This is a genomic window from Mycobacterium sp., from assembly GCF_965230835.1.
Taxonomy (GTDB): domain Bacteria; phylum Actinomycetota; class Actinomycetes; order Mycobacteriales; family Mycobacteriaceae; genus Mycobacterium.
In genome coordinates, this window is the sequence record NZ_CBDDLW010000002.1 from 690296 (window position 1) to 714951 (window position 24656).

The 24656-nt window shown below is 63.9% G+C and carries 22 protein-coding genes; 6 read left to right on the forward strand and 16 right to left on the reverse strand.

Going from position 1 to position 24656, the window contains the following annotated elements; genetic code table 11:
- Nucleotides 1–75: 75 nt before the first annotated feature.
- The 3 genes from ACO07W_RS03635 to rimP form a co-directional block, all read right to left on the reverse strand.
- Nucleotides 76–423, reverse strand: a complete 348-nt coding sequence (locus tag ACO07W_RS03635) for a YlxR family protein (RefSeq protein WP_421840874.1) — start codon at nt 421–423, stop codon at nt 76–78.
- A gap of 94 nt (nt 424–517) precedes the next feature.
- A complete protein-coding gene (gene nusA, locus ACO07W_RS03640) occupies nt 518–1561 on the reverse strand; it encodes a transcription termination factor NusA (RefSeq protein ID WP_421840876.1) in 1044 nt (347 codons plus the stop codon).
- Nucleotides 1558–2088 carry a ribosome maturation factor RimP gene (rimP, locus tag ACO07W_RS03645; RefSeq protein ID WP_421840878.1) on the reverse strand — a complete coding sequence of 177 codons (531 nt, stop codon included), beginning with the start codon at nt 2086–2088 and terminating at the stop codon, nt 1558–1560. Before rimP ends, nusA begins: the two co-directional genes overlap by 4 nt.
- A 213-nt stretch (nt 2089–2301) precedes the next feature.
- On the opposite strand from rimP, the gene ACO07W_RS03650 reads away from it, so the two are divergent.
- A complete protein-coding gene (locus tag ACO07W_RS03650; RefSeq protein WP_421840880.1) occupies nt 2302–2838 on the forward strand; it encodes a hypothetical protein in 537 nt (178 codons plus the stop codon).
- A complete protein-coding gene (locus tag ACO07W_RS03655; protein WP_421840882.1) occupies nt 2835–3323 on the forward strand; it encodes a ferritin-like domain-containing protein in 489 nt (162 codons plus the stop codon). Before ACO07W_RS03650 ends, ACO07W_RS03655 begins: the two co-directional genes overlap by 4 nt.
- Nucleotides 3324–3353: 30 nt before the next feature.
- Here ACO07W_RS03655 and ACO07W_RS03660 read toward each other — a convergent pair whose 3' ends face one another.
- The 8 genes from ACO07W_RS03660 to mqo form a co-directional block, all read right to left on the reverse strand.
- On the reverse strand, nt 3354–5102 hold the full coding sequence (locus tag ACO07W_RS03660) for a proline--tRNA ligase (RefSeq protein WP_421840884.1): 1749 nt from the start codon (nt 5100–5102) through the stop codon (nt 3354–3356).
- Nucleotides 5103–5228: 126 nt separating this feature from the next.
- The gene (locus ACO07W_RS03665; RefSeq protein WP_421840886.1) at nt 5229–6821 is read right to left on the reverse strand and encodes an MFS transporter; all 1593 of its coding nucleotides are present in this window, start codon (nt 6819–6821) and stop codon (nt 5229–5231) included.
- A gap of 22 nt (nt 6822–6843) precedes the next feature.
- Nucleotides 6844–8061: a uroporphyrinogen-III C-methyltransferase gene (cobA, locus tag ACO07W_RS03670; protein ID WP_421840888.1), complete on the reverse strand. Its 1218-nt coding sequence runs from the start codon at nt 8059–8061 to the stop codon at nt 6844–6846.
- Nucleotides 8062–8249: 188 nt separating this feature from the next.
- Nucleotides 8250–9638, reverse strand: coding sequence for a cobyrinate a,c-diamide synthase (locus tag ACO07W_RS03675; RefSeq protein WP_421840890.1), 1389 nt, complete (start codon nt 9636–9638; stop codon nt 8250–8252).
- 13 nt (nt 9639–9651) lie between these two features.
- Complete coding sequence (gene cobO, locus ACO07W_RS03680) at nt 9652–10266, reverse strand: cob(I)yrinic acid a,c-diamide adenosyltransferase (protein WP_421840892.1); 615 nt, start codon at nt 10264–10266, stop codon at nt 9652–9654.
- A 32-nt stretch (nt 10267–10298) separates the two neighbouring features.
- On the reverse strand, nt 10299–12215 hold the full coding sequence (locus ACO07W_RS03685) for a magnesium chelatase subunit D family protein (protein ID WP_421840894.1): 1917 nt from the start codon (nt 12213–12215) through the stop codon (nt 10299–10301).
- Nucleotides 12212–12682 carry a GNAT family N-acetyltransferase gene (locus ACO07W_RS03690; protein ID WP_421840896.1) on the reverse strand — a complete coding sequence of 157 codons (471 nt, stop codon included), beginning with the start codon at nt 12680–12682 and terminating at the stop codon, nt 12212–12214. Before ACO07W_RS03690 ends, ACO07W_RS03685 begins: the two co-directional genes overlap by 4 nt.
- Complete coding sequence (mqo, locus tag ACO07W_RS03695; protein ID WP_421840898.1) at nt 12679–14169, reverse strand: malate dehydrogenase (quinone); 1491 nt, start codon at nt 14167–14169, stop codon at nt 12679–12681. Before mqo ends, ACO07W_RS03690 begins: the two co-directional genes overlap by 4 nt.
- Before the next feature lie 94 nt (nt 14170–14263).
- On the opposite strand from mqo, the gene ACO07W_RS03700 reads away from it, so the two are divergent.
- The 4 genes from ACO07W_RS03700 to ACO07W_RS03715 all read left to right on the forward strand — a co-directional run bounded on the left by ACO07W_RS03700 (nt 14264) and on the right by ACO07W_RS03715 (nt 19185).
- Nucleotides 14264–15292, forward strand: a complete 1029-nt coding sequence (locus tag ACO07W_RS03700) for an alpha/beta hydrolase (protein ID WP_421840900.1) — start codon at nt 14264–14266, stop codon at nt 15290–15292.
- 12 nt (nt 15293–15304) lie between these two features.
- Complete coding sequence (mtr, locus tag ACO07W_RS03705; protein WP_421840902.1) at nt 15305–16681, forward strand: mycothione reductase; 1377 nt, start codon at nt 15305–15307, stop codon at nt 16679–16681.
- Between the two features lie 169 nt (nt 16682–16850).
- Nucleotides 16851–17969, forward strand: a complete 1119-nt coding sequence (locus ACO07W_RS03710; RefSeq protein ID WP_421840904.1) for a HoxN/HupN/NixA family nickel/cobalt transporter — start codon at nt 16851–16853, stop codon at nt 17967–17969.
- A 97-nt stretch (nt 17970–18066) separates the two neighbouring features.
- Complete coding sequence (locus tag ACO07W_RS03715) at nt 18067–19185, forward strand: alkaline phosphatase family protein (RefSeq protein ID WP_421840906.1); 1119 nt, start codon at nt 18067–18069, stop codon at nt 19183–19185.
- Nucleotides 19186–19678: 493 nt separating this feature from the next.
- Here the strand turns inward: ACO07W_RS03715 and ACO07W_RS03720 are convergent, their stop codons facing one another.
- The 5 genes from ACO07W_RS03720 to ACO07W_RS03740 form a co-directional block, all read right to left on the reverse strand.
- Complete coding sequence (locus ACO07W_RS03720; RefSeq protein ID WP_421840908.1) at nt 19679–20458, reverse strand: 3-oxoacyl-ACP reductase; 780 nt, start codon at nt 20456–20458, stop codon at nt 19679–19681.
- A 3-nt stretch (nt 20459–20461) separates the two neighbouring features.
- Nucleotides 20462–21826: an aldehyde dehydrogenase family protein gene (locus tag ACO07W_RS03725; RefSeq protein WP_421840910.1), complete on the reverse strand. Its 1365-nt coding sequence runs from the start codon at nt 21824–21826 to the stop codon at nt 20462–20464.
- Complete coding sequence (locus tag ACO07W_RS03730) at nt 21823–22596, reverse strand: gamma-glutamyl-gamma-aminobutyrate hydrolase family protein (protein WP_421845791.1); 774 nt, start codon at nt 22594–22596, stop codon at nt 21823–21825. The genes ACO07W_RS03725 and ACO07W_RS03730 overlap by 4 nt, the downstream gene beginning before the upstream one ends.
- Entirely contained in the window at nt 22562–23896 is a 1335-nt protein-coding gene (locus tag ACO07W_RS03735; RefSeq protein WP_421845792.1) for a glutamine synthetase family protein, read from the reverse strand. The genes ACO07W_RS03730 and ACO07W_RS03735 overlap by 35 nt, the downstream gene beginning before the upstream one ends.
- 125 nt (nt 23897–24021) lie before the next feature.
- On the reverse strand, nt 24022–24576 hold the full coding sequence (locus ACO07W_RS03740) for an alpha/beta fold hydrolase (RefSeq protein ID WP_421840912.1): 555 nt from the start codon (nt 24574–24576) through the stop codon (nt 24022–24024).
- Nucleotides 24577–24656: the final 80 nt, after the last annotated feature.

Genomic DNA, 24656 nt, shown 5'->3' on the forward strand with positions numbered 1-24656 from the left:
ACAGTCGTGGGCCGCGCCTCGGGTTTAGCTATGACGCATGGTCATCGGGACTTCACGGTGTACTCATATTCGTTGCTACCTATTCTGTTGCTCGGTGGTCGAAGGCACTTCGAGAGCACCTACGTACTCGACCACCGCGGATGTGTCCGGTAAACCGGTGATGCGCAGCGCTCTGGCAAAAGCTCTCCGCCGGATCGCTTGTTGTACGCACCGCGGCACGGGATGCAGCCACGCACCCCGCCCCGGCAGGCTAATGCCTGTATCAACGATCACGGCGCAGTTGCCGTTCCCGGTCGACACAGCCACCACTCGAAGCAGTTCGACGGCCAACTCTCGCTTCCGGCACCCGATACACGTCCGCACCGGTCCGCTGGGACTATCCGGGCGTTGGTGCGCCGAGACCGAAAGCTCGCGCTGGATCACGGCTTAGTCTAGCGTCACCCGACCGGCAGCTATAACCGCCCGGCAATGCACCACAAGGTTGGGGGCCCAGCACCCCGCAGAATCCGTCGCCGGGCTAGCGCTCATGTGCCATGCCGCTACTCGCGTCCTGTTCGACGTGGCCGGACGGATTCCCCGGCGAGTCGCCGCGGATGTCAATACGCCATCCCGTTAGCCGAGCAGCCAGCCGCGCATTCTGACCTTCCTTGCCGATGGCCAGCGACAATTGGAAGTCGGGCACCACAACGCGGGCTGCCCGAGCGGTCTGGTCGATCACTGACACCGAAACCACTTTGGCCGGCGACAACGCATTGGCGACGAATCGGGCCGGATCGTCGTCGTAGTCGATGATGTCGATCTTCTCCCCGGAAAGCTCGCTCATGACGTTGCGAACTCGTTGCCCCATCGGGCCAATGCAAGCACCCTTCGCATTCAGACCCGGGACGCGCGATGCCACTGCGATCTTGGAGCGGTGGCCGGCTTCACGGGCCACCGCCACGATCTCCACCGAACCGTCCGCAATCTCGGGGACCTCCAGGGAAAACAGCTTCCGTACCAGGTTGGGGTGGGTACGAGACAAGGTGATCATCGGCTCGCGGGAACCGCGAGTTACACCGATCACGTAACAGCGCAGTCGGTTGCCGTGCTCGTAGCTCTCGCCGGGGGCTTGTTCTGCGGCCGGGATCACTCCCTCGGATGCCTTCGTCTCGCTACCCATCCGGACCACGACCAGCCCGCGCGCATTGGCCCGGCTGTCTCGTTGGATCACTCCCGCGACGATCTCGCCCTCTCGGGTGGAGAACTCGCCATAGGTGCGTTCGTTCTCGGCGTCACGAAACCTCTGCAGCATCACCTGGCGTGCCGTGGTGGCCGCGATACGACCGAAGCCTTCAGGGGTGTCGTCCCATTCGCTGATGAGATTGCCGTCGTCGTCCGTCTCGGTGGCGATCACCCGCACCACACCCGTTTTCCGATCGATCTCTATTCGCGCCTCGGTCTGATGTCCCTGGGTGTGGCGGTAGGCGGTGAGCAGAGCGGACTTTATCGTTTCGAGCAGTTCATTGACCGAAATACCTCGGTCAACCTCGATCGCGTGCAGCGCGGCCATGTCAATGTTCACGCTCCGGCCTCCATCCCAGCCCGACCCATCGTCGCTAATTCCAGTTCCGCCTGGGCTGGCGGCGAAAATTCAACCTGGACAACAGCTTTTGCGACATCGAGTAATCGAATCTGACGCACCACCCAATCCCGGTCCTGCCGGACAACCAGCGTCACCACACCATCACGCGTCTCACCAACTCGACCCGTCAGCTGCGCTCCGTCGGACAACACCAGTTCGACCTTGCGGCCCCTCGCGCGGCGGAAGTGCTTTTCGCTGGTCAGCGGTCGTTCCACCCCGGGTGAGCTGACCTCAAGGACATAACGCTCCCGGACGCTATCCAAGCCATCCAGCAAAACCGACGCCGAGCGTGACAACGTGGATATCGTGTCCAGGTCGAGGGCAGAATCGCCGTCGGCGATCACAGTAATCCGCGGAGGCCGAGCCCGCGTGTCGATTACCACGTCCTCGATCTCGTAGCCGGCGCGCGCGAACTCTGCGCCGAGTAGCTCGAATACCTGCGTCTGCGAAGGTAGCCCGGTGGTCAAGGCGAGCTCCTCATCTTGAGTTGTCCGGTCGTCTGGCAGACGTCGCTGCCCAGACAGCTCCCGCGGTCCCGCCGGCGCATGCCGGGTGGAACCAGGAGAGCTAGCTACCAACGATACGCCAGGGATCCTGAATAGCCGCACGATCGGGTAGTCGAGGCCGCACCGCACCGTGTCCTCCATCGTGGCGCCCTGCCCTAGTGGCAGGATGTGGCTGTGAACCGAGCAGTTCCCATCATCAACAGGCGGGGCGCGCTCGCCGGTGGTGCTGCTCTTGCTGCACTCGGGTTGGTGGTCTCAGCCTGCGGTGAGTCCCCACCCGAGACGCCTCAAGTCGAGCAGCTCCTGGGGCCGTTGGGCCAAGCCCGGCATGACAACGCACTTGCCACCGCCGCCGCTGCAGACGTAGGGAACCCGCCACAGATGGCGGCCGCACTGACCGTAGTGGCCGGCCAACGCGCCGCGCACGCCCGGGCTCTTGCCACCGAGGTTGCCCGAGTAGCCGGCAAGCTTGTCACCGACACCGGCAACTCCCCCAGCACCAGTCCTAGCCCCAACCCAACCGAGGAAGCCCCCCCGCCGCCGCCACCGTCGCTGCCCGACGTGGTCGATTCGTTGCGTCGGTCGGCAGAGGACGCCAACCGACTGGTAGCGACAATGTCGGGTTACCGAGCTGGGCTGCTCGCATCCATCGCCGCCTCCTGCACCGCGTCCTACGAAGTTGCGTTGGCCTCCGGCGGTCCGTCCATATGACCTCCGCCGAACCGACTCCAGCAACCACCCGTAAGCGGTCTCCCAACAGCGAGGACACGAACAATGAGGCGCTGTGCGATGCCCTCGCCATCGAACACGCCACCATCTACGGCTACGGCATCGTGTCCGCGCTGTCGCCCCCCAGCGCGAACCCGTTGGTAGTCGAAGCGCTGCACCAGCACCGTCAGCGTCGCGACGACGTCATTGCGATGCTGACCGCCCGAAAAGTATCCCCACCGGTCGCCGCCGCCGGCTACCAATTGCCCATGCAGCTAGACAGCGGCGCGGACGCGGCGCGACTCGCGGTGCGCATGGAAAGTGACGGCGCGACTGCCTGGCGCGCAGTCATCGAGCACGCGAAGACAGCGGATGATCGTGCGTTTGCTTCGACCGCTCTAACCCAGAGCGCTGTCCTGGCGGCGCGCTGGAACCGAGCTTTGGGCGCTTGGCCCATTACCTCGGCTTTCCCCGGCGGCACCGAGTAGCTCGATCCGTGCCTCGTTCCGGGCCCATCGCTATCCTCTGACGGCGGCCGTGATATCGGTCGCCAGAGTCGGGCCGGCGGCCAGCTCGCGCTTATGACCGGCGGCTCGGTTACGTAGCTCGACCACACCGTCTGCCCAGCCCCGACCCACCACGACAATCCAGGGCATCCCCAGCAGCTCGGCGTCCTTGAATTTGACCCCGGGCGACGCCTGTCGGTCATCGAGCAGCACAGCAACACCTAGGCGATCCAACTCGCCGGCCAGCTCCGTGGCTCCGGCTCGAGCCTGGCCGTCTTTGTTGGCGATGACCAGGTGGACGTCAAACGGCGCGATAGCTGGCGGCCAGCACAAACCCAGCTCGTCGTTGTGTTGCTCAGCGATCACGCCAACCAGCCGCGACACGCCAATGCCGTAGGAACCCATGGTCAGTCGTACCGGCTTGCCGTCCTCGCCCAGCACGTCCGCGGTGAAGGCATCGGTGTATTTGCGACCAAGCTGGAAGATATGCCCAATCTCGATTCCGCGAGCCATCACCAGCCGACCGGCACCATCAGGGGAGGGATCGCCTTCACGCACCTCAGCAGCCTCGATGATGCCGTCGGCGGTGAAGTCGCGTCCGGCGACCAAACCAACGACATGCCGACCATGCTGGTCCGCCCCGGTGATCCAGCTGCTGCCGTCCACCACTCGCGGGTCGACGAGGAATTGAACACCATTGTCCTGCAATGCTTTCGGCCCAATGTATCCCTTCACCAGAAACGGGTATCTGTGAAAGTCGTCATCGTTGAGTAACGCGTATTCGGCCGGGTCCAACGCGGCAGCCAGCCGCCTGTCGTCGACCTCACGGTCACCGGGCACGCCGATGGCGAGCAGATCCCAGTCCCCCCCAGGTTGGCGGACCTTGATCATGACGTTTTTCAGGGTGTCCGCAGCGGTGATCGTGCGGCCCAGTTCAGCCTCATTCGCCCACGCCACAAGACTGGCGATGGTAGGTGTGTCGCCGGTGTCGTAAACAACGGCTTCGGGTAGACCATCGATCGGCAGCGTCTCTGGACGGGCCGTGGCTACCGCTTCGACGTTGGCCGCGTAGCCCGACTGCGGACACCTCACGAAGGTGTCTTCACCGATTGGGCTCTCGGCCAGGAACTCTTCAGAAGCGCTGCCCCCCATGGCGCCGGATACCGCGGCCACAATCACGTAGCGAACCTGCAGCCGATCGAATATGCGTTGGTAGGCATCCCGGTGCGCGTGATAGGCCGCTTTGAGCCCGGCACTGTCTATATCGAACGAGTACGAGTCCTTCATGACGAATTCCCTGCCACGAAGAATGCCCGCCCGCGGCCGCGCTTCGTCGCGATATTTGGTCTGGATTTGGTACAGCGTGAGCGGAAAATCCTTATAGGAGCTGTATTCGCCTTTCACAGTCAGGGTGAACAGCTCCTCGTGGGTGGGGCCCAGCAGATAGTCGTTGCCGCGGCGATCCTGAAGCCGAAACACCCCTTCGCCGTACTCCGTCCATCGGTTCGTGGTTTCATACGGCGCTCGCGGTAGTAAAGCGGGAAACAAGATCTCCTGGCCGCCGATCGCGTTCATCTCGTCACGCACGACTCGTTCGATGTTGCGGAGTACGCGCAACCCCAGCGGCAGCCAGGTGTACAGCCCAGGTGCGACAGGCCGGATGTATCCGGCCCGGACCAGCAACCTGTGGCTGGCCACTTCGGCGTCGGCGGGGTCTTCGCGCAGAGTACGCAAGAAAAGCTCTGACATCCGGATGATCACAGGCCGCAAGCCTAGTGGCAATCCGGCACGGCGCGGCGTTGGGTGAAGCGCGTCGCCCTTTAGCCAAGACCTACCGACGACCCGGAACCCGGCAGCGACCGCCTGCCCTAGCAGGAGGCGGAACGCCTACAGCTCTCCGGCGTCAATCGCTTCCTTGACCTCTTGCGCATGGGCGACCTGCGCGGGGGTGTACCCGATGAACAACGCCATGCAGCCGACGAGGACGGCGGCACCGGCCACCCATAGCAAGCCGTAGGTGTAACCGTGATCAAGCGCGCTTAACTGGACATCGCTCATGAACTTCACCGGACCTGTAGTACCGCCCAGGTACAAAGTGCGCGAAGTGATCACAGCCTGAATGACCGCGAGCACCAACGGTCCGCCCAGGCTTTGCAGCATCAACGCGATTGCCGATACCGGACCGATCTGGTCAAAACCGACACCGGCGATCGCCGACAGGGTCAGTGGAACAACAACCATCCCAATGCCGATGCCGCCGACAACGATTGGCATAACCAGGTGGGGGAAGTAAGACACGCCACGATGCATGAACGCCGAGCCGTAGAGCATTGCGACCAACAGCAGCCAGCCACCGCCGATTGTCAATACGCGCGGCGAAAACCGTGATACCAGCTGCGAAGAAATGCCCAGGCCGATACCCATCGCGATGACGAACGGGATGAAACCGATGCCCGCGCGCAACGCGCTGTACCCCAGAATGTCCTGCACGTAAAGCCCGATGCAGACGGTCAAGCTAAACATGACGCCACCAGCCAGAAGGATGGCACCGAATGTCACCAACCGGTTTCGGTCACGGAAGAGGTGGAACGGCACAACCGGGTTTTCCGCTGTTCGTTCGACCACGACGAAAGCTATTCCGGCCGCCAAGGCCACCAGACCCGAGCCGACAGTGATGCCGGAGGCCCACCCCTTCTCCGGGCCAATCGAGAAGGCGAAAACGGCGGCGGTGCACGCCAAGGTGGCCAGCATGGCCCCGGTAGCGTCGAGCTTCATCCGCTCACGGTTCGTTTCCCGCAGCGCTGTGCGGGCCAAGTAGACAATGAGTAGCCCGATCGGCACGTTGACCAGGAACGCCAGCCGCCATGACACCTCGGTCAACGCGCCACCAACCACAAGCCCCATCACCGAGCCGAGTGCGGTCATCGCGGCGAATACAGCGGTGGCGGCGTTGCGGGCGGGACCTTTCGGGAAAGTCGTCGCCACCAACGCAAGCCCGGTCGGAGAAGCGATCGCCGAGCCTATCCCCTGCGACAACCGAGCGATAACCAACGTCGCTTCGTCCCACGCGACCGCACACAGCACTGAGGAGATGGTGAATAGGGCGACGCCGACAATGAACGTGCGTTTGCGCCCGATCGTGTCACCAAGGCGCCCACCGAGCAGCATCAGCCCGCCGAATGTCAACACGTACGCGGTGATCACCCAGCTACGACCGGCATCGGTCAAGCTCAGCTCGTTCTGAATCTTAGGAAGGGCGACAATGGCGACGGTGCTGTCCATCGTCGCTAGCAACTGCATTCCACCGATAGCGGTGACCGCGGCGATGAAGCCGAAGGACGGCAGCCACGTGGGGTAATAACTGGTCGTGCGACCCGAAGCGGTCTCTGCTGAGCGCGCCGAACGCCCCGGAACACGACGTTCTGAGCTATCCGATGTCCAATTATGGACTGCCCGCTCTGTGTCGTTGAGAGCCGTCATAGCGGGTTACCTTACAGTAATCTTAAGAAAGGTTTAAACCCCCGAAGGCCGCCACCGCCCCAATAACGATGATCGCGGGAGGTCGAATACCTTCCGAACGAACTTTCTCCGGCGTGTCGGCAAGCGTCGCCCGCAGCGTCTGCTGGGCTGGTGTCGTCCCCTGCTGAACCACGAGCACCGGCGTATCCGCAGGTCGCCCGCCTTTTAATAGGGCATCGACAAATAATTCAATGCGCTCGACCGCCATGAGCAAAACAATGGTGCCCGTCATCGCAGCCAATGCGTCCCAATTCACTAACGATTCGGGGTGGTCGGGCGCAATATGGCCACTGACCACGACAAATTCATGGTTCATACCTCGCTGCGTGACCGGAACGCCCGCCAGCGCAGGTACCGCTATGGCACTTGTCACACCCGGTACAACGGTCACCGGAACACCGGCGTCAGCACACGCCAGCACCTCCTCGTAGCCGCGAGCGAACACAAACGGATCGCCACCTTTGAGGCGCACCACAAAGCTCCCCGAACGGGCCCGTTCAATCATCACCGCATTGATTGCGTCCTGCGCCATCGCGCGGCCGTAGGGGATTTTGGCGGCGTCGATTACCTCCACCTGCGGCGGTAGCTCGGCGAGCAGTTCGGGCGGTGCTAGTCGGTCAGCGACCACAACATCGGCATGGGCGAGCAGCCGGCGCCCGCGCACAGTAATCAGTTCAGGATCGCCGGGACCGCCGCCGACCAGTGCTACCCCACCACGCACGACGTCGGTACTTCCAGAGCCTTCGGTGGTAATAAGCCCCTGTTGCAAAGCCTCACGGATGGCCGATCGGATCGCCGCCGAACGGCGATGCTCGCCGCCAGCCAACACACCTATCGACAGCCCCGCGTAGCCAAACGACGCCGGGGTGACCGCCGACCCCTCGACAGCGATGTCGGCTCGGACACAAAAGATGCGGCGACGATCGGCCTCGGCGACAACAGCTGCGTTCACTTGCGCGTCGTCGGTGGCAGCAATGGCGTACCAGGCGCCGTCGAGGTCACCGTCTCGGTAGTCGCGCACCGACAAGGTGACCTGGTCCATCGCCTCGACGGCGGGGGTGGCGGTACGCGCGATGACATGCACGTCCGCGCCGCTGGCGATGAGCAAGGGCAGCCGCCGCTGGGCGACCGTACCTCCGCCGACCACGACGGCTTTCTTGCCGGCTAGCCGCAATCCGACCAGGTACGCACTCTGGGACACCCGCCAAGCCTAGTGGCGATCGCTAGCGCGGCGTTGACGACGGGCGAGGCGGATCGACACCAAACAACCACGCGGCGATCGCCAGCGCGGCGTTGACGACGGGCGAGGCGGATCGACACCAAACAACCACGCGGCGATCGCCAGCGCGGCGTTGACGACGGGCGAGGCGGATCGACACCCATGCACCGCTAACCAGGCGTATGCGCCGCAGCATTCGCCACAAAGCGCGCCACCGCATCCGGAGCGGCAGCCGGATGAGTATGCAGGTATGAAGCGTGCACGCCGCCATGCACCACGCCTTCGCGCATCGCATCCGTGCCTGAGCCCGCGTGCTGACCGCGATACGCCCACGCCGGCGGGTAACTGTCTGTGAATTCCACCGCAGTGCGGTGGAATTCGTGCCCTATCGTTCGCTGGCCGACTGAATACAGCGGCGAGTCGGCAACCGCGACAGCGTCGCGATAGCCCAGTGTGAGGTGCTGAGTGAACCGGGCCGAACCAGCCAGCACTCCGCACATCGGGTGTCCGTCGAGTTCGGAAACCAGATAGATCAGGCCGCCGCATTCCGCATGCACCGGTACGCCGGTAGCAGCTAGCTCGCTGATCTGGCGACGCACGACCTCGTTGGCCGACAACTCTGAGACGAACTGTTCGGGGAATCCGCCCGGCAAGAGCACCGCGGCCGTGTCGTCGGGCAGCGGCTGGCTGAGCGGATCGAACTCGACCACATCGGCGCCAGCCGCCCGCAAAAGCTCCGCATGTTCGGCGTAGCCGAAGCTGAATGCCTTGCCCGACGCCATCGCCACCACCGGTCGGGTTTGGCAACGACACTCGCCTACCGCAGCCGCCGGATCCCATGGCGCACCGGCAGGCCGGCTGCCCGCGGACGCCAACACCGCGGCAAGGTCGACGTGCCGAGCGACCAGGGAGGTCATCGCGTCCACAGCGAGCCGCGCCTTGCGGCCGTATTCGACAGCAGTCAGCAGACCTAGATACCTTGTCGGAAGCTCTAATTCGGCAACGCGTGGAATCGCTCCGAGCACCGGGATCCCGACCTGCTCGCAGGCTTGGCGAAGCACCATCTCGTGTCTGTCCGACCCGACCCGGTTGAGGATGACACCGCTGACCCGCGTCCCGGTGTCGAAGGTAGCGAAACCGTGCAGCAGCGCGGCGATGCTGTGGCTTTGACCGCGCGCGTCGACCACCAGCAAGACCGGGGCACCGAGCAGACCCACAATACGCGCGGTGGACCCCGCCGCCGCGCTGGTTGCGGCAAGCCCGATGCGCCCGTCGAACAGACCCATCACGCCTTCGATCACGGCTACGTCCGCAGCATGCGCCCCGTATGCGTACAGCGGGCCAATGAGCTGCTCACCTACCAACACCGAGTCGAGGTTGCGACCAGGCCGGCCCGCTGCCAGGGCGTGATACCCGGGGTCGATGAAGTCCGGGCCAACTTTGAAGGGTGCGACGCGGCGGCCAGCCTGACGCAGGGCTCCGATCAGGCCAGTTGCGACCGTGGTCTTTCCGCTGCCCGACGCGGCGGCGGCGACGACGACCGCGGGTACCGAGGTCATCGGGCTTGTGGCCTCACCATTCGATACCTTTCTGACCCTTGCGCCCCGCATCCATAGGGTGTTTGACCTTGGCCATTTCGGTGACGAGATCTGCGACCCCGAGCAGCGCCGGTGGGGCATCGCGCCCGGTGATCACCACGTGCTGTTTGCCGGGCCGAGTCCGCAACGCATCGACTACCTCGTCGATGTCCAACCAGCCCCACTTCAGCGGGTAGGTGAACTCGTCCAATACGTAGAAGTCGTGGCGCTGCGCAGCCAGCCGGCGCGCGATCTCGGCCCAGCCGTCCGCGGCTTCCGCAGCATGATCGCGGTCGCTGCCGGCCTTACGTGACCATGACCAGCCCGCACCCATTTTGTGCCATTCGACCGGTGCACCGATCCCGTTTAACTCGTGCAGCTGGCCGAGTTCACGGAATGCTGTCTCTTCGCCTACCTTCCACTTCGCGCTCTTGACGAACTGAAAGACGGCGACGTCCAACCCAGCGTTCCACGCGCGCAAGGCCATTCCGAATGCGGCCGTCGATTTCCCTTTGCCCGCTCCGGTATGCACAGCCAGCACCGGCGCGCTGCGCCGCGCCCGCGTGGTCAGGCCGTCGTCGGGGATCTGCAGCGGATTGCCTTGTGGCATAGGCGAGTAGTCTTCCGTTCTGGTTCGAGCACCTAGGCTGCGCTGCGCACTGCCTGCGTCAGATGGTCCGCGTGCAGCCGCTCCAGTCGCACGGCGGGCGCGCCCAGCTGACGAGCCAGCTCCACTGCTAGCCCCAGCCGCACATAAGACGTCTCGCAGTCCACCACCACCGCCGCAGTTCCTTCGGCGACTAGCCGGGACGCTGCGAAACGACTACGGCCTAGCGGGTCCGGGCCCGCGTTGGCCCGGCCATCGGTCAGCACCACCACCAAGGGACGTCGAGCACGGTCGCGTACTTTCGCCCGGATAATCAGCTCACGCGCGGCCAGCAGGCCTTCGGCGAGCGGAGTCTTGCCGCCGGTGTCAAATCCCGCCAGACGCTGGCCAGCGATGTGCGCCGACGACGTCGGCGGAAGCAATACCCGCGCAGCTTGCTGCCGGAAAGTAATCACCGCGACCTTGTCCCGTCGCTGATAGGCGTCACGCAACAAGGACATGGTGGCGCCGCTGACCGCTGCCATACGATCCCGGGCAGCCATCGACCCGGAAGCGTCGACAACGAAGATCACCAGGTTGCCCTCACGCCCCTCGCGGACTGCGCGTCGTATGTCATCCGGATGCGGGCGCAGCGGCCCAGCTCCAGACGCCCGCTCGGCCGCAGACAGCAGAGTCGCGAACAGGTGTAGTCCATGTGCGCTGGCCATGGCATTGGCTGAGTCACCACTGGCGGCCACCACGATGCCAGAAACGTTGCGGGCCCGGGACCGTCGTCCCGGTGCGCCCTCACCAACACCCGGAACGGTCAGTGCGCGGGTGCGGAAGATTTTCGACGGCGGCGCACTGGGTTTCGGCGTCGATGGAGTGGAAGGCGGAACCGGACAACTCGGGTCGTCGCTCATCTCATTCGACGGCGCGGGTGGTGTCTGCTGGGGACCCTGTTGCGGCAGAGTTGAATCCTCGTTCGACGGCGCGCCACCGCCGGGCGGGTCGGGTTCGGGTTCAGGTTCGGGGTCCTCCGCTGGTTCGCTGCTAGCCTGCTCCAGCGCCTGGTCTAGCTGTTCGCGATCGATACCGGGGTCGTCGAAAGGATCGCGGCGACGTCGGTGCGGCAACGCCAGTTCGGCTGCCACCCGGATGTCCTGCTCCGCGACGGTGCGCGCGCCACGCCACGCCGCGTGGGCAGCCGCAGTTCGTGCCACCACCAAGTCGGCCCGCATGCCGTCCACGTCGAAAGCCGCGCACAGTGCCGCGATACGCCGCAATTCGTTGTCCGGCAGCACAACATCGTCGACGATCGCTCGTGCGGCGGCAATCCGGCCAGCAAGCTCGGTGTCGGTGTCGGTGTAGCGGCTAGCGAACGCATCGGGGTCTGCCTCGTATTCCATCCGCCGGCGGATGACCTGCACCCGAACGTCAACATCACGAGATGCCTGAACGTCGACGGTGAGACCGAACCGATCGAGCAGCTGCGGACGCAGCTCACCCTCTTCCGGATTCATGGTGCCGATCAAGACAAACCGAGAGTCGTGGGAATGCGAGACACCATCGCGTTCGATGTGAACGCGTCCCATCGCGGCCGCATCGAGCAAAATGTCGACCAGGTGGTCGTGCAGCAGGTTCACTTCGTCGACGTAGAGCACGCCCTGGTGGGCACGGGCGAGCAGTCCCGGCGAGAATGCGTGCTCGCCGTCGCGCAGCACCCGCTGCAGATCCAATGAACCAACCACCCGGTCCTCAGTGGCCCCGAGCGGCATCTCGACCAAGCCAGCGTCGGCATTTCCAGTCGCGACTGACAACAGCGCAGCGAGCCCGCGCACCGCGGTCGATTTCGCCGTGCCCTTCTCTCCCCTGATGAGCGCGCCGCCGATCTCTGGACGGACGGCACACAGCAACAATGCAAGCTGCAGCTGCTCCTGACCGACAATCGCGGTGAACGGGTAGGGCTTCATCGCTCGGCCGCCAGTCCGGAGCCGGGCCGCAGCATCGGCAAATGCGGAATGCCGTCGTCAATGAAGTCGGCGCCGTCACGGACAAACCCGTGCCGGGCGTACATATCCGCCAGATAGGTCTGCGCGTCAATCCGACACGGATAGTCACCCACCTCGGCCAGCGCAGCATGCAGCAGCCGGGTAGTGTGCCCCTGCCCCCGGGCACTGCGTTGGGTGCACAGCCGGCCCAAGCGAAACACCTTCGCACCTCCGGCGTGCTCCTCCATCAGCCGCAACGTGCACACCACGTCGCCGTTCGGCATTTCCAGCCAGAAGTGCCGGGTTTCGGCCAACAGATCGCGGCCGTCCAACTCGGGATAAGGGCATGCCTGTTCGACGACGAAAACCTCCACCCGCAGCTTGAGCAACTCGTAAAGCGTGCGGGCATCAAGGTCTTTGGCCCAGACTCGGCGCAGCGCGGCAGTCATGCGGCACCTAGCTCAAGTGTCCGGGTGCCCCATGCCCAAACTTCGTCGTACAGTGCGGGCTCACGCGACAACTCGGCCCCCAGCGACGGCACCATCTCTTTGAGCATGGGCAGCCAGGACTGATACCGATTGGCAAAGCACCGCTTCAACACCTCCAGCATGGCCGGTACAGCCGTCGACGCTCCCGGCGAACCGCCCAGCAAGGCCGCGACGCTGCCGTCGGCGGCACTGACGATGGTAGTGACAAACTCAAGCACCCCGCCTTTGCGCTTGTCTCGCCGGATCACCTGCACCCGCTGGCCGGCAACGATCGACTCCCAGTCAGATTCCGCTGCGCTGGGCGCAAATTCGCGTAGGACGCGGATCCGGTCGGGTTCGGAGAGCCGCAGCTGGCTAAGCAGGTAGCGCACCAGTGTCAACTGGGACACGCCCGCGCCAACCAGGGACAACAGGTTGTTCGGCTTGACCGATCGGACCAGATCGCTCAAGTGGCCGTGCTTCAGGAACTTCGGCGACCAGCCCGCGAACGGACCGAATACCAGCCACGACTTGCCATTGACCCACCGCAAATCCAGATGCAGTGCCCCGAGCGGTGGGGCTCCCGGCGACGGAACCCCATATACCTTCGCTTGATGCGTGGCAACGAGCGCTGGGTCGGCGGCACGCAGGAACCTGCCGCTAATCGGGAAGCCCGCGAATCCCCTGACCTCCTTGATGCCGCATTTTTGCAGCAGCGGCAGCGCCTCACCACCGGCCCCGATAAAGACGAATTTGGCATTCATCTTGCGCTTTTCGCCGGTACGGCGGTTGCGAACAACAAGCACCCAGCTGCCGTCGGACTGACGGGACAGGTCGCAGACCTGGTGACCGAACAGCGCAGTCGCGCCATTGCGCACACAAAAGCCAATGAGTTTTCGAGACAGCGCGCCGAAGTCAACATCTGTGCCGTTGGGTGCCCAGTTAAGCGCAGTCGGCTCGGAGAAGTCGCGGTCGGCGGCCATGAACGGCAGTCGGCGGCCGAACTCGTCCGGATCGTCGATCAACTCAGCACCGGCAAACAGCGGGTTGTCGGCCAGCGCCGCGCGCCGCCGCCGCAGATAATCGACATTTTCGGCGCCGTGCACAAAACTCACGTGCGGGACAGCGTTCAAGAAGCTGCGGACATCGGTCAGGATTCCGTTCTCCACCGCATACGCCCAGAACTGTCGCGTGACCTGGAACTCCTCGTTGATGCGCACCGCCTTGCTCACGTCGATCGAGCCGTCCGCCCGTTGCGGGGTGTAGTTCATTTCGCACAACGCCGAATGCCCGGTGCCGGCGTTGTTCCAAGGACTGCTGCTTTCGGCTGCGACGGCATCCAGCCGTTCGATCAAGGTGATCGACCAGTTCGGCTCGAGTCGCCGCAGCAACGCCCCCAGGGTCGCGCTCATGATGCCCGCTCCGACGAGAACGACGTCGGTTCGCGTGGATCTGGCTAGCGGTGACAAGAGTTCGTCGGCCCTTTCTTCGACTGTAGCGGCCCCCAGGCTATCTCGACGGGTACAAGCGCCACCAACCCTCACTACGCTCTAAGCTGACCTCGTGACCGGCTGGGTGCCCGACGTTCTTCCCGGTTATTGGCAACGCACGATCCCGCTCGGGCTCGATCCCGACGGCGAGGGCGATATCGTCGCGACTCTCACCCGCCGCGGAACCGCCGCTGGACGCCACGCCGAGACCGGCCATGCGGTCCTCGCGGTACACGGTTACACCGACTACTTCTTCCACACCGAACTTGCCGACCACTTCGCCGACCGCGGCTTCGAGTTCTATGCGTTGGACCTGCGCAAGTGCGGACGCTCCCGACGAACGGGTCACACCCCACACTTCGCCACCGATCTAGCCCGCTACGACACCGAGCTCGAGCGGGCCCTGACGATCATCGGCGAGCAGGACCAGTCACCGAACGTCCTGGTCTACGGTCACTCCGCCGGTGGGCTCATCGTGTCGCTGTGGCTCGACCGGCTGCGCGAACGCGGCGCTACTGCGAGCGCGGGCGTGCGTGGCCTGGTGCTCAACAGCCCGTTTCTGGATCTGCCGGGGCCCGCGTTCTTGCGTCGCCGAATAGCCTCAGCCGCGATCGCCGCCATGTCTCGGGTGCGCCCCAAAAGCGTGGCCCGGGCACCGAGCGAGGGCGGCTATGGCACCACGCTGCACCGGGACTACGACGGTGAGTTCGACTACGACCTGCAGTGGAAACCGATAGGCGGGTTTCCCATCACCTTCGGCTGGGTACATGCCACGCGTCACGGCCAGAAACGCTTGTATCGCGGACTCGACGTCGGTGTGCCCAACTTGATCCTGCGTTCGGATCACACCGTGTCCGAAAGTGCCCAACCAGCCGCTCTTCAACGGGGCGACGCGGTTCTCGACGTCGCCCAGATTGCCCGGTGGGCGGGCTGTATCGGCAACCACACCACGATCATTCCGGTGACAGACGCCAAACACGACGTGTTCCTGTCGCTGCCCCAGCCGCGCCAGGTGGCTTATCGCCAGCTAGACGTCTGGCTGGACGACTACCTCCGCATCCTGAACGAAACCGACGCTTCGGCATCCTCGGAGAAAGGGTGAACGTCCCACAACATGGAAACCTACGACATCGCAATCATCGGAACCGGTTCGGGAAATAGCATTCTCGACGAGCGCTATGCCGGCAAACGGGCCGCGATCTGTGAGCATGGCACCTTCGGTGGCACCTGCCTGAACGTCGGATGCATCCCGACCAAGATGTTCGTCTACGCCGCGGAGGTCGCCCAGACGATCCAGGGGGCGGCCCGCTACGGCGTCGACGCACAGATCAACCAAGTGCGCTGGGACGACATCGTCTCCCGGGTGTTCGGGCGCATTGATCCGATCGCGCTCAGCGGAGAGGACTACCGGCGCTCCGCGCCCAATATCGACGTGTACGGCCACGCCAGCTTCGGCGCTGTTCAGGCCGACGGGCGCTACTTGTTGCGCACTGACGCCGGTGAAGAATTCACCGCAGACCAGGTGGTAATCGCGGCCGGCTCGCGACCAACCATTCCACCGGCGATTCTCGCGTCCGGGGTCAGCTACCACACCAGCGACACCGTGATGCGGATCAGCGAACTGCCTGAGCACCTGGTGATCGTTGGAAGTGGCTTCATTGCAGCTGAGTTCGCGCACGTCTTCTCCGCGCTCGGTGTCCGTGTCACTTTGGTGATCCGGGGCAGCACCATGCTGCGGCACTGCGACGACACGATCTGCGAACGATTCACCCGCATCGCCTCGAGCAAATGGGAACTCCGCACGCAACGCAACATCGTGGGCGCGGAGAACCGCGGCTCCGGCGTCGCGCTGAAACTCGATGATGGCTCGACCATCAATGCTGACCTGCTGCTGGTGGCGACCGGCCGGACCTCCAATGCCGATCTGCTGGCCGCCGATCAAGCCGGTGTGGACGTCGAGGACGGCCGGGTGGTGGTCGACGAATACCAACGGACTTCTGCACGCGGGGTTTTCGCGCTCGGCGATGTCTCTTCGCCGTATCAGCTGAAACACGTCGCCAACCATGAAGCACGTGTTGTACAGCACAATCTGCTGTGCGACTGGGATGACACCGAATCAATGATCGTCACCGACCACCGGTACGTACCGGCGGCGGTGTTCACCGATCCCCCGCTGGCCGCCGTCGGGTTGACCGAAAATCAAGCCGCTGCAAAGGGGATCGACATCTCAGTTGCGATACAGACCTACGGTGACGTCGCTTACGGCTGGGCTATGGAGGACACCACCGGAATCGTGAAGCTCATCGCCGAGCGCGGCTCTGGGCGCCTGCTGGGCGCGCATATCATGGGCTACCAGGCGTCGTCGCTTATCCAGCCGTTGATTCAAGCAATGAGCTTCGGGCTGACTGCTCGTGAAATGGCGCGCGGCCAGTACTGGATTCATCCGGCGCTGACCGAAGTGGTCGAAAACGCGCTATTGAATCTGCAGTGACATCAGAGTCGACGCCGCGGCGAATTGGGGTTGGCTAAGCCGCCAATGACATAGTCACGAGCTCATCCCCCGCGCGAAACCCGCCGCCAGGCTTGCAATCGTGTTGCATCTCGTTTGACAAGAAATCTACAGTCGGTGCTGCTGTTTTGCCCTAGCTGGAAGGACCGACATGGCCAGCAGCTCGCGTGCCGGGTGGCCGTCATCGCACCCAACATTGCGCAGCTCCTTGACACCTGCGGAATGGTGGCGTCTGGGATTGATGTCGGCTGTCATCGTCGTGCTGCATCTCGTTGGCTGGATGACCTTGGTCTTTCTGGTGGAACCGGCGAAATTCGCCGTGGGCGGCAAAGTGTTCGGCGTCGGCATCGGGCTGACGGCCTACACGCTCGGTATGCGACACGCATTCGACGCCGACCATATAGCCGCTATCGACAACACCACCCGCAAGCTGATGAACGACGGTCAGCGCCCGCTTGCGGTCGGGTTCTTTTTCTCGCTGGGCCACTCAACGGTGGTCTTCGGGCTGGCGATAGCGCTGGCCGCCGGGATCCGCACCATCGCCAGACCAGTAAGCGATCACTCCTCAACGCTGCACCACTACACAAGCCTGGTCGGCACCACCGTCTCAGGTTTGTTTCTGTATCTGATCGCCGTCCTTAATGTCGTCATACTGATCAGCATTCTGCGAATGTTCGCGCAGCTGCGTCGCGGCATCTACGACGAAGCCGAGCTGGAACGCCAGTTGAACAATCGCGGACTGATCAATCGCTTTCTGGGCCGGTTTGCCAACTCGATCAGCAAGTCGTGGCACGTGTACCCAGTCGGGTTGTTGTTCGGGCTGGGTTTCGACACCGCCACTGAGATCGCCCTGCTGGTCCTGGCGGGCACGAGTGTGGCAGCCGGATTGCCCTGGTATGCCGTCATGTGTCTGCCGGTGCTTTTCACGGCAGGCATGTGCCTGCTGGACACCGTCGACGGTTCTTTCATGAGCTTCGCCTACGGGTGGGCCTTCTCCAATCCGGTGCGCAAGATCTACTTCAATATCACTATCACCGGGCTCACCGTGGCCGTCGCGCTGCTAATCGGCAGCGCGGAATTACTGGGCTTGTTCGCCGACGAATTCGACTGGCAAGGGGCGTTCTGGGAGCGGATCAGAGGTCTCGACCTCAATACGGTCGGCTTCCTGGTCGTCGGGATGTTCGTCATCACGTGGATGGTCGCCCTGCTGATCTGGCGTTACGGCCGCATCGAAAACAAATGGATCCCGGCGGCTGAACGGCTTCAGTAACTACTCCCCGGCGTGAACTACTCCCCGGCGTGCCACCTGCGCAGGTTTTCCACCGGCACCGCGGCCGCCTCCGGCTAACCCTGACAAACTAGCCAGCATGTCTGGGTCGATCTGCGATGTGCTGCCGGCCGCCGCAGCGCTGCTCGCAGTCCCCGCTTCGGTCGACCGGCTCGGGCTGACCGACTACGTCGGCGATGTTGATCGCGTCGCGGTGTTGCTCATCGACGGTATGGGCTGGCATCTGCTGCCAAAGTTGGCCGGCTCCGCGCCGCTTCTCGCCGCCGCTCTGGCCGGTAGCGAGGGACGGCTAGACCAACTGACGTGCACGTTTCCGTCCACCACACCGACCAGCCTGGTGTCCCTGGGCACCGGTGCTCAGCCGGGTGAGCACGGCGTCCTGGGCTTCACAGTCAAGGTTCCGGGCTCCGAGCGAGTGCTCAACCACATCCGCTGGCGCGGCGACCCACCGCACCGCCATTGGCAGCCGCTGCCTACGTGGTTCGAGCGGCTGAGGCAAGCCGAAGTAGGTGCGCGAGCGGTACTACCCGAGTGGTTCATCGGCAGCGGATTGACCGAAGCCGCCTATCGTGGCGCACGGTTTTGCCCTACACGCCCCAATGACGACTACGCGCAGGTGCTGGCCGACGAGCTGCGGGCGGCGCCGGGTCTTGTCTACGGTTACGTCGCCGAGCTGGATACCGCGGCCCATCTATTCGGCATCGGTGCTGCTGAGTGGCTCGAGGCCGCAACCCGTGTCGATACACTGCTCACTCGGCTGGTCGAGACCCTGCCGCCGCGCGCGGCACTGGTCGTGACCGCCGACCACGGCGGCCTCAACGTTCCGGCCAATGCCCGCATAGACATCGACACCGACCCAGGACTGACAGCGGGCGTCCGAGTAGTGGCCGGAGATCCGCGAGTGCGTTATCTGCACACTGAGACGGGCGCAGCCGCCGATGTGCTGGCCAGTTGGAGCGAGACGCTCCACGGTTGGGCAGAGGTCTGCAGCCGTGCGGAGGCCGTGGCCTCCGGAGTGTTCGGGCCAATGAACCCACGTCACCTGTCTCGGATCGGCGATGTCGTGGTCACCTGCAGCGGCGCGACTGCCGTGCTGGCGACGAGCCACGAACCTCCGGAAACAGCTCGTCTCATCGGCTTTCACGGCGCAGCCACCGCAGCTGAAATGGCCATACCGCTGCTCGTTTTCGGGGGCTGAATGCCGAGCCGTTGAGTCTGGTGACAAACCACGGCGAAAGCCGACACAGCGATACGGCCAACGCGCGAACGAGGCGCCAAGAGCAGGGGGCAGACGATCAACCGGTAGTCGGCGCCTCAGCCATGGCCGGGGCGACTTCTTCGCCAACACAACGGTCCCGCCGGCGACCATATGGGCGCCGGACTCATCGTTGCTCAGGTGACGATCTCGACAGACAACAGCACCGACGCGCAACACCGCGTTTGCGAGCCAAATCATGAATCGTGTTGAGAGATCCTGCGGATGGCGACCGACCCCTCGACGGTCGACCTCCACAGACCTGCATCATGACTAGCCTCTACCGGCACGATTCTTCGCCGCTGAAGAAGTGCCGACACGCCGTCGCACAGTGCAACGAGCAGAAAGACAACAAGCCCGATCATGCTCGAGAACACTGGTGCAGCAGAAAGCTACCTGGCTCCAGGAGGGTGTGCAAATCGACACACAACCTGACTTACAGCGGTGTGACGTAGGCCGAGCTAATGCCACCGTCGACCAAGAACGTCGACGCGGTGATGAACGACGCATCGTCGCTGGCGAGAAACGCGACCGCAGCGGCAATTTCGTCCGGTTCAGCGAAGCGCCCCAGCGGCACATGCACCATCCGGCGCGCGGCCCGCTCCGGGTCCTTAGCGAAGAGCTCTTGCAGCAGCGGAGTATTGACCGGCCCGGGGCAGAGCGCGTTGACCCGGATGCCCTGCCGAGCGAATTGCACGCCCAGCTCGCGCGACATAGCCAGCACTCCACCTTTGGAAGCGGTGTAGGAGATCTGCGATGTTGCCGACCCCAACACCGCGACGAACGACGCCGTATTCACGATCGAACCCTTGCCGACAGGCGCCATGTGGCGCAGCGCCGCACGGCAGCACAGGTACACCGATTTCAGGTTGACGTCCTGGACTCGCTGCCATGCCGCCAGCCCGGTGTTTTCGATCAGATCGTCCTCGGGAGGCGAGATGCCGGCGTTGTTGAACGCAATGTCGACTGACCCGTAGCGATTCACCGCGGCATCGAAAAGCGCATTGACCGCCGCTTCGTCAGACACATCGGTTGGCACGAACATGCCGGCGAGTTCGTCGGCTACCGACGCCCCCGCCTCACAGTCAACGTCACCGACGACGATTCTCGCGCCTTCGGCATACAAGCGGCGGGCAGCGGCCAAACCTATGCCGTCGGCGCCGCCGGTGATCACAGCCACTCGGCCCGCGAGTCGTCGGGCTAGATTGACCTCCACCACCTAGTCCTCTCCGACAGCAATGAACACATTCTTGGTCTCGGTGAAATGCAGCGGTGCGTCCGGCCCGAGCTCACGGCCCAGGCCCGACTGCTTGAAACCGCCGAACGGGGTGCTGTAGCGCACCGACGAGTGCGAGTTCACCGACAGGTTACCGGACTCGACAGCGCGCGACACTCGCAGCGCGCGGGACACGTCGTTGGTCCAGATGGAGCCGGACAGCCCGTAGCCGGTGTCGTTGGCCAGCACGACGGCGTCGTGTTCGTCGTCGAACATCTGCACCGTTACCACCGGCCCGAAAATCTCTTCGGTAACTGTGCGGTCGGTGCGTAGCGGTGTGAGAACTGTTGGCGGAAACCAGAATCCGCGTCCATCCGGCATATCGCCACGAAACGCCACCGGAGCGTCCTCGGGGACATATGAGGCCACCTTGTCGCGATGGGCAGCCGAGACCAGCGGCCCCATCTCAGTGTCACGGGAACTCGGATCGCCGACGACAACACTGCTCACCGCCGGCTCGAGCAACTCCATGAACCGACCATAGATGCTGCGTTGCACCAGGATCCGGCTGCGGGCGCAGCAGTCCTGCCCGGCGTTGTCGAACACACCGGCCGGCGCGGTCGCGGCCGCGAGCTCTAGGTCACTGTCTTCGAAAACGATGTTGGCACTTTTGCCACCCAGTTCCAACGTCACCCGCTTAACGTGCGCCGCCGCGCCGGCCATCACCTTCTTTCCGACTTCGGTCGATCCGGTGAACACGACCTTACGAATACCGGGGTGCGTGACGAACCGCTCCCCGACTACAGCGCCTTCTCCTGGCAACACAACCAGCAGGTCTTCGTCCAACCCCGCCTCGACCGCCAGCTCGCCGAGCCGCATTGTGGTCAGCGGCGTCCATTCAGCGGGCTTGACCAGCACCGCATTGCCGGCGGCTAGAGCCGGGGCGATTCCCCAGGACGCGATCACCATCGGGAAGTTCCACGGCGTGATCACTCCAACTACGCCCATCGGTTCGTTGAAGGTGACATCGAGGCCGCCGGAAACGGGAATCTGTTTGCCAGATAACCGCTCCGGGCTGGCGGCGTAATACTGCAACACGTCACGAACATGCCTGGCTTCGCCCTCAGCAGCAGCGATCGGGTGTCCCGAATTGGCAACCTCGAGCGCAGCCAGCTCGTCGACGTGAGCGTCGACTGCAGCGGCGAATTCGCGCAGACCGGCGGCTCGCTGCGCCGGCGATCGTCGCGCCCAGCGCCGCTGGGCGACCTGGGCACGCTGAACCGCGTCGTCAACGGCGGCAACGTCGGCGTGTTCGACCGACCGCAACACTGTCTCGGTAGCGGGGTTGATCACCTCGATCATGTTCATGCGCTCACCGACCCGCCGTACGACCGAGCGGCGTCGACCACGGCCGCGAACAACCGCGGGTCGCTCAGCGACTCCTCCGGATGCCACTGCACTGCGAGCACGAAATTCTCTCCCGGCAGCTCCAGCGCCTCGATAACACCGTCTGCGTCCCACGCGCTGACTACCAGGTTCTCGCCGAGTTTGGCGACCGCCTGATGGTGGTAGCAAGAAACTTTGACCGACTCGCCGAGCAGTGCGGCCAAACGGGTTCCAGCAACCGTGCTTACCGGCAAGGTGGTGAACACCGCGTTGCCGGCTCGATGCCCTGGATGCCCGAGCAGATCCGGCAGATGCTGGTGCAGCGTGCCGCCGAGGGCCACATTGAGTACCTGCATACCGCGACAGATACCCAGCACCGGCAATCCGCGATCCAAGGCGCCTTGAAGCAGCGCGAACTCCCAGGCGTCGCGGACGGCAGCCGGCTCGTCGGTCTCCGGATGCGCCTGCTGACCGTAGGAGGTGGGGTCGACGTCCTTGCCGCCAGTAAGCAGCAGACCGTCCAGGCTGTCCAACACCCGTTCTGCGGCGCCGGGTTGCACCGGCTGCGGAGGCAACAGCACCGCGACACCGCCAGCCATGGCGACACCCTGGAAGTAGCTCGCCGGCAGAAAACTCGCCGAGACGTCCCACACCCCGGTCTGCGCTTGGTCCAGGTAGGTGGTCAAGCCAATTAGCGGCGCGGCACGGCGGTTCGCTTTAGAGACGCTCAAAGCCACGCGTCCTTTCCCAATCGGTGACCGCCGAGTTGAACGCCGCCAACTCCACGCGCGCGTTGTTCAAGTAGTGGGCGACTACCTCGTCGCCGAACGCCTCGCGGGCAACCGTCGATTTCGCGAACTCTGTAGCGGCCTCGTCGAGGGTAGTGGGCAGCCGTTCGGCACTGCCACTCGTGGAGGCCCGATAGGCGTTGCCGGGACAAGGCTCAGGTAACTCAAGACCTTGTTCGATACCGGATAACCCGCCGGCGATCAGCGCCGCGACCGCGAGGTATTGATTGACATCCCCACCGGGAACCCGGCATTCGATTCGTAGGCTGCGCCCGTGACCGACCACACGCAACGCACAAGTACGGTTATCCAGTCCCCATGCGACTGCGGTAGGCGCGAAGCTGCCTTCGGCGAATCGCTTGTAGGAATTGATGTTCGGCGCGTAGAACAACGTAAGTTCCCGCAGTGTGGTTAGCAGGCCAGCAACGAAACTGCGGAACATGGGCGACATGCCGTGCGGCCCATGGGGATCGTGAAACGCAGCAGAGCCGTCGGCACCACGCAGTGAGATGTGGATGTGGCAGCTGTTTCCTTCGCTCTCGTCATATTTCGCCATGAACGTCAGGCTCTTGCCGTGCTGGTCGGCTATTTCCTTGGCACCGTTTTTGTAGATGGCATGGTTGTCGCAGGTCACCAGCGCCTCGTCATAGCGGAAACCGATTTCCTGCTGACCGGTGTTGCACTCCCCCTTCACTGTCTCGACCCGCAAACCCGCACCCTGCATGCCCAGGCGAATATCACGCAGCAATGGCTCCATCCGCGACGACGCCGCTATCGCGTAGTCGATGTTGTAGTCGCTGGCTGGTGTCAGCTCGCGGTAGCCGTCTGCTAGTGCCTGCCGAAATGACTGATCGAACACCATGAATTCCAGCTCGGTAGCGACATCGGCGATCAATCCCCGATCATTGAGTCGGTCGAGCTGGCTGCGCAGGATGCGACGCGGTGAGACAGCGACTTCACTGCCGTCGTTCCAGCCCAGGTCGGCGATCACCAGCGCTGTGCCCGGCAGCCAGGGAGTAAGCCGGAGCGTAGTCAGATCCGGCTTCATCACCATGTCGCCGTAACCCGTGTCCCAACTGGACATCGCATAACCCGGCACAGTGTTCATCTCGACGTCGACGGCGAGCAGATAGCTACAGCAGTCGGCGCCGTTGGCGGCCACTTCGTCGACAAAGAAACCGCCCGCCACCCGCTTGCCGACAAGTCGGCCCTGCATGTCGGCAAAGGCCACGATCACCGTGTCTACGTCGCCGGCTTCGACCATTCGCTCTAGCTCGGTTTGGGACAACCGCAGAGAAGTCACGTCCGCTAGTCAACCATCCCCGGCCCGTCAGGCGCCGTGCCAGAAGCCCGAAAACCCATTGCCGGTCCCTATCTGCGAAACCAGCGCTACCACGTGCTAGCACGCAACACGATCTCAGCGGCTACCTGCGCCATAAACTCCTGCGCGTTCTCCCGGCCGCGGAGATCCACCACGCGGTAGTCGGCGTAGACGAGGCGCTGGCTGGTATCGGCCAGGGCTCGGGCCTCGGGCGAACTCGTCAGCACTGTCGTGCTGATCTCCACCGGCGGGCATTGTCGGTCGCTATTGACGCTATTGAGATCGGGTACCCGCGGATGACCACGGTCGATAACCACTAGGCCAACGAACCTGCCCAACCTGGTCGCGGCAAGTTCCCAGGCGAGCTCAGCACCCGAGCGGTCGCCCACTACCACCGCCCACCCGATTCCCAGAGCATCGAGGATTCCGACCACAGATTTGGACGTCAGCCGCGAATCCGGGCCAATCACCACGGTCCGAAGCGATGCCGTGTGCAGACGCGCGCACAACCCTTCGTACGCGGCTGGCGTTCGTTGCTCAGCGGCCAGCACGACGACGACAACACCTTTTTCCGGACCGGACACCACCACAGAGATCGGAAACCCGTCGATTGTGTTCACCATGGAGGACACCCCCGCAAGCTACCGGATGTTGCTTGTGCGCAGTCAGTCTCGCTGCCTTCTCGATGCGAACCCACAGCTGC

Coding starts and splice junctions, on each gene's coding strand:
- ACO07W_RS03655 (WP_421840882.1), top strand. CDS start 2,835: ATGACCTCCGCCGAACCGACTCCAGCAACCACCCGTAAGCGGTCTCCC.
- ACO07W_RS03665 (WP_421840886.1), bottom strand. CDS start 6,821: ATGACGGCTCTCAACGACACAGAGCGGGCAGTCCATAATTGGACATCG.
- ACO07W_RS03675 (WP_421840890.1), bottom strand. CDS start 9,638: ATGACCTCGGTACCCGCGGTCGTCGTCGCCGCCGCCGCGTCGGGCAGC.
- cobO (WP_421840892.1), bottom strand. CDS start 10,266: ATGCCACAAGGCAATCCGCTGCAGATCCCCGACGACGGCCTGACCACG.
- ACO07W_RS03685 (WP_421840894.1), bottom strand. CDS start 12,215: ATGAAGCCCTACCCGTTCACCGCGATTGTCGGTCAGGAGCAGCTGCAG.
- ACO07W_RS03690 (WP_421840896.1), bottom strand. CDS start 12,682: ATGACTGCCGCGCTGCGCCGAGTCTGGGCCAAAGACCTTGATGCCCGC.
- mtr (WP_421840902.1), top strand. CDS start 15,305: ATGGAAACCTACGACATCGCAATCATCGGAACCGGTTCGGGAAATAGC.
- ACO07W_RS03710 (WP_421840904.1), top strand. CDS start 16,851: ATGGCCAGCAGCTCGCGTGCCGGGTGGCCGTCATCGCACCCAACATTG.
- ACO07W_RS03715 (WP_421840906.1), top strand. CDS start 18,067: ATGTCTGGGTCGATCTGCGATGTGCTGCCGGCCGCCGCAGCGCTGCTC.
- ACO07W_RS03725 (WP_421840910.1), bottom strand. CDS start 21,826: ATGAACATGATCGAGGTGATCAACCCCGCTACCGAGACAGTGTTGCGG.
- ACO07W_RS03735 (WP_421845792.1), bottom strand. CDS start 23,896: ATGGTCGAAGCCGGCGACGTAGACACGGTGATCGTGGCCTTTGCCGAC.
- ACO07W_RS03740 (WP_421840912.1), bottom strand. CDS start 24,576: ATGGTGAACACAATCGACGGGTTTCCGATCTCTGTGGTGGTGTCCGGT.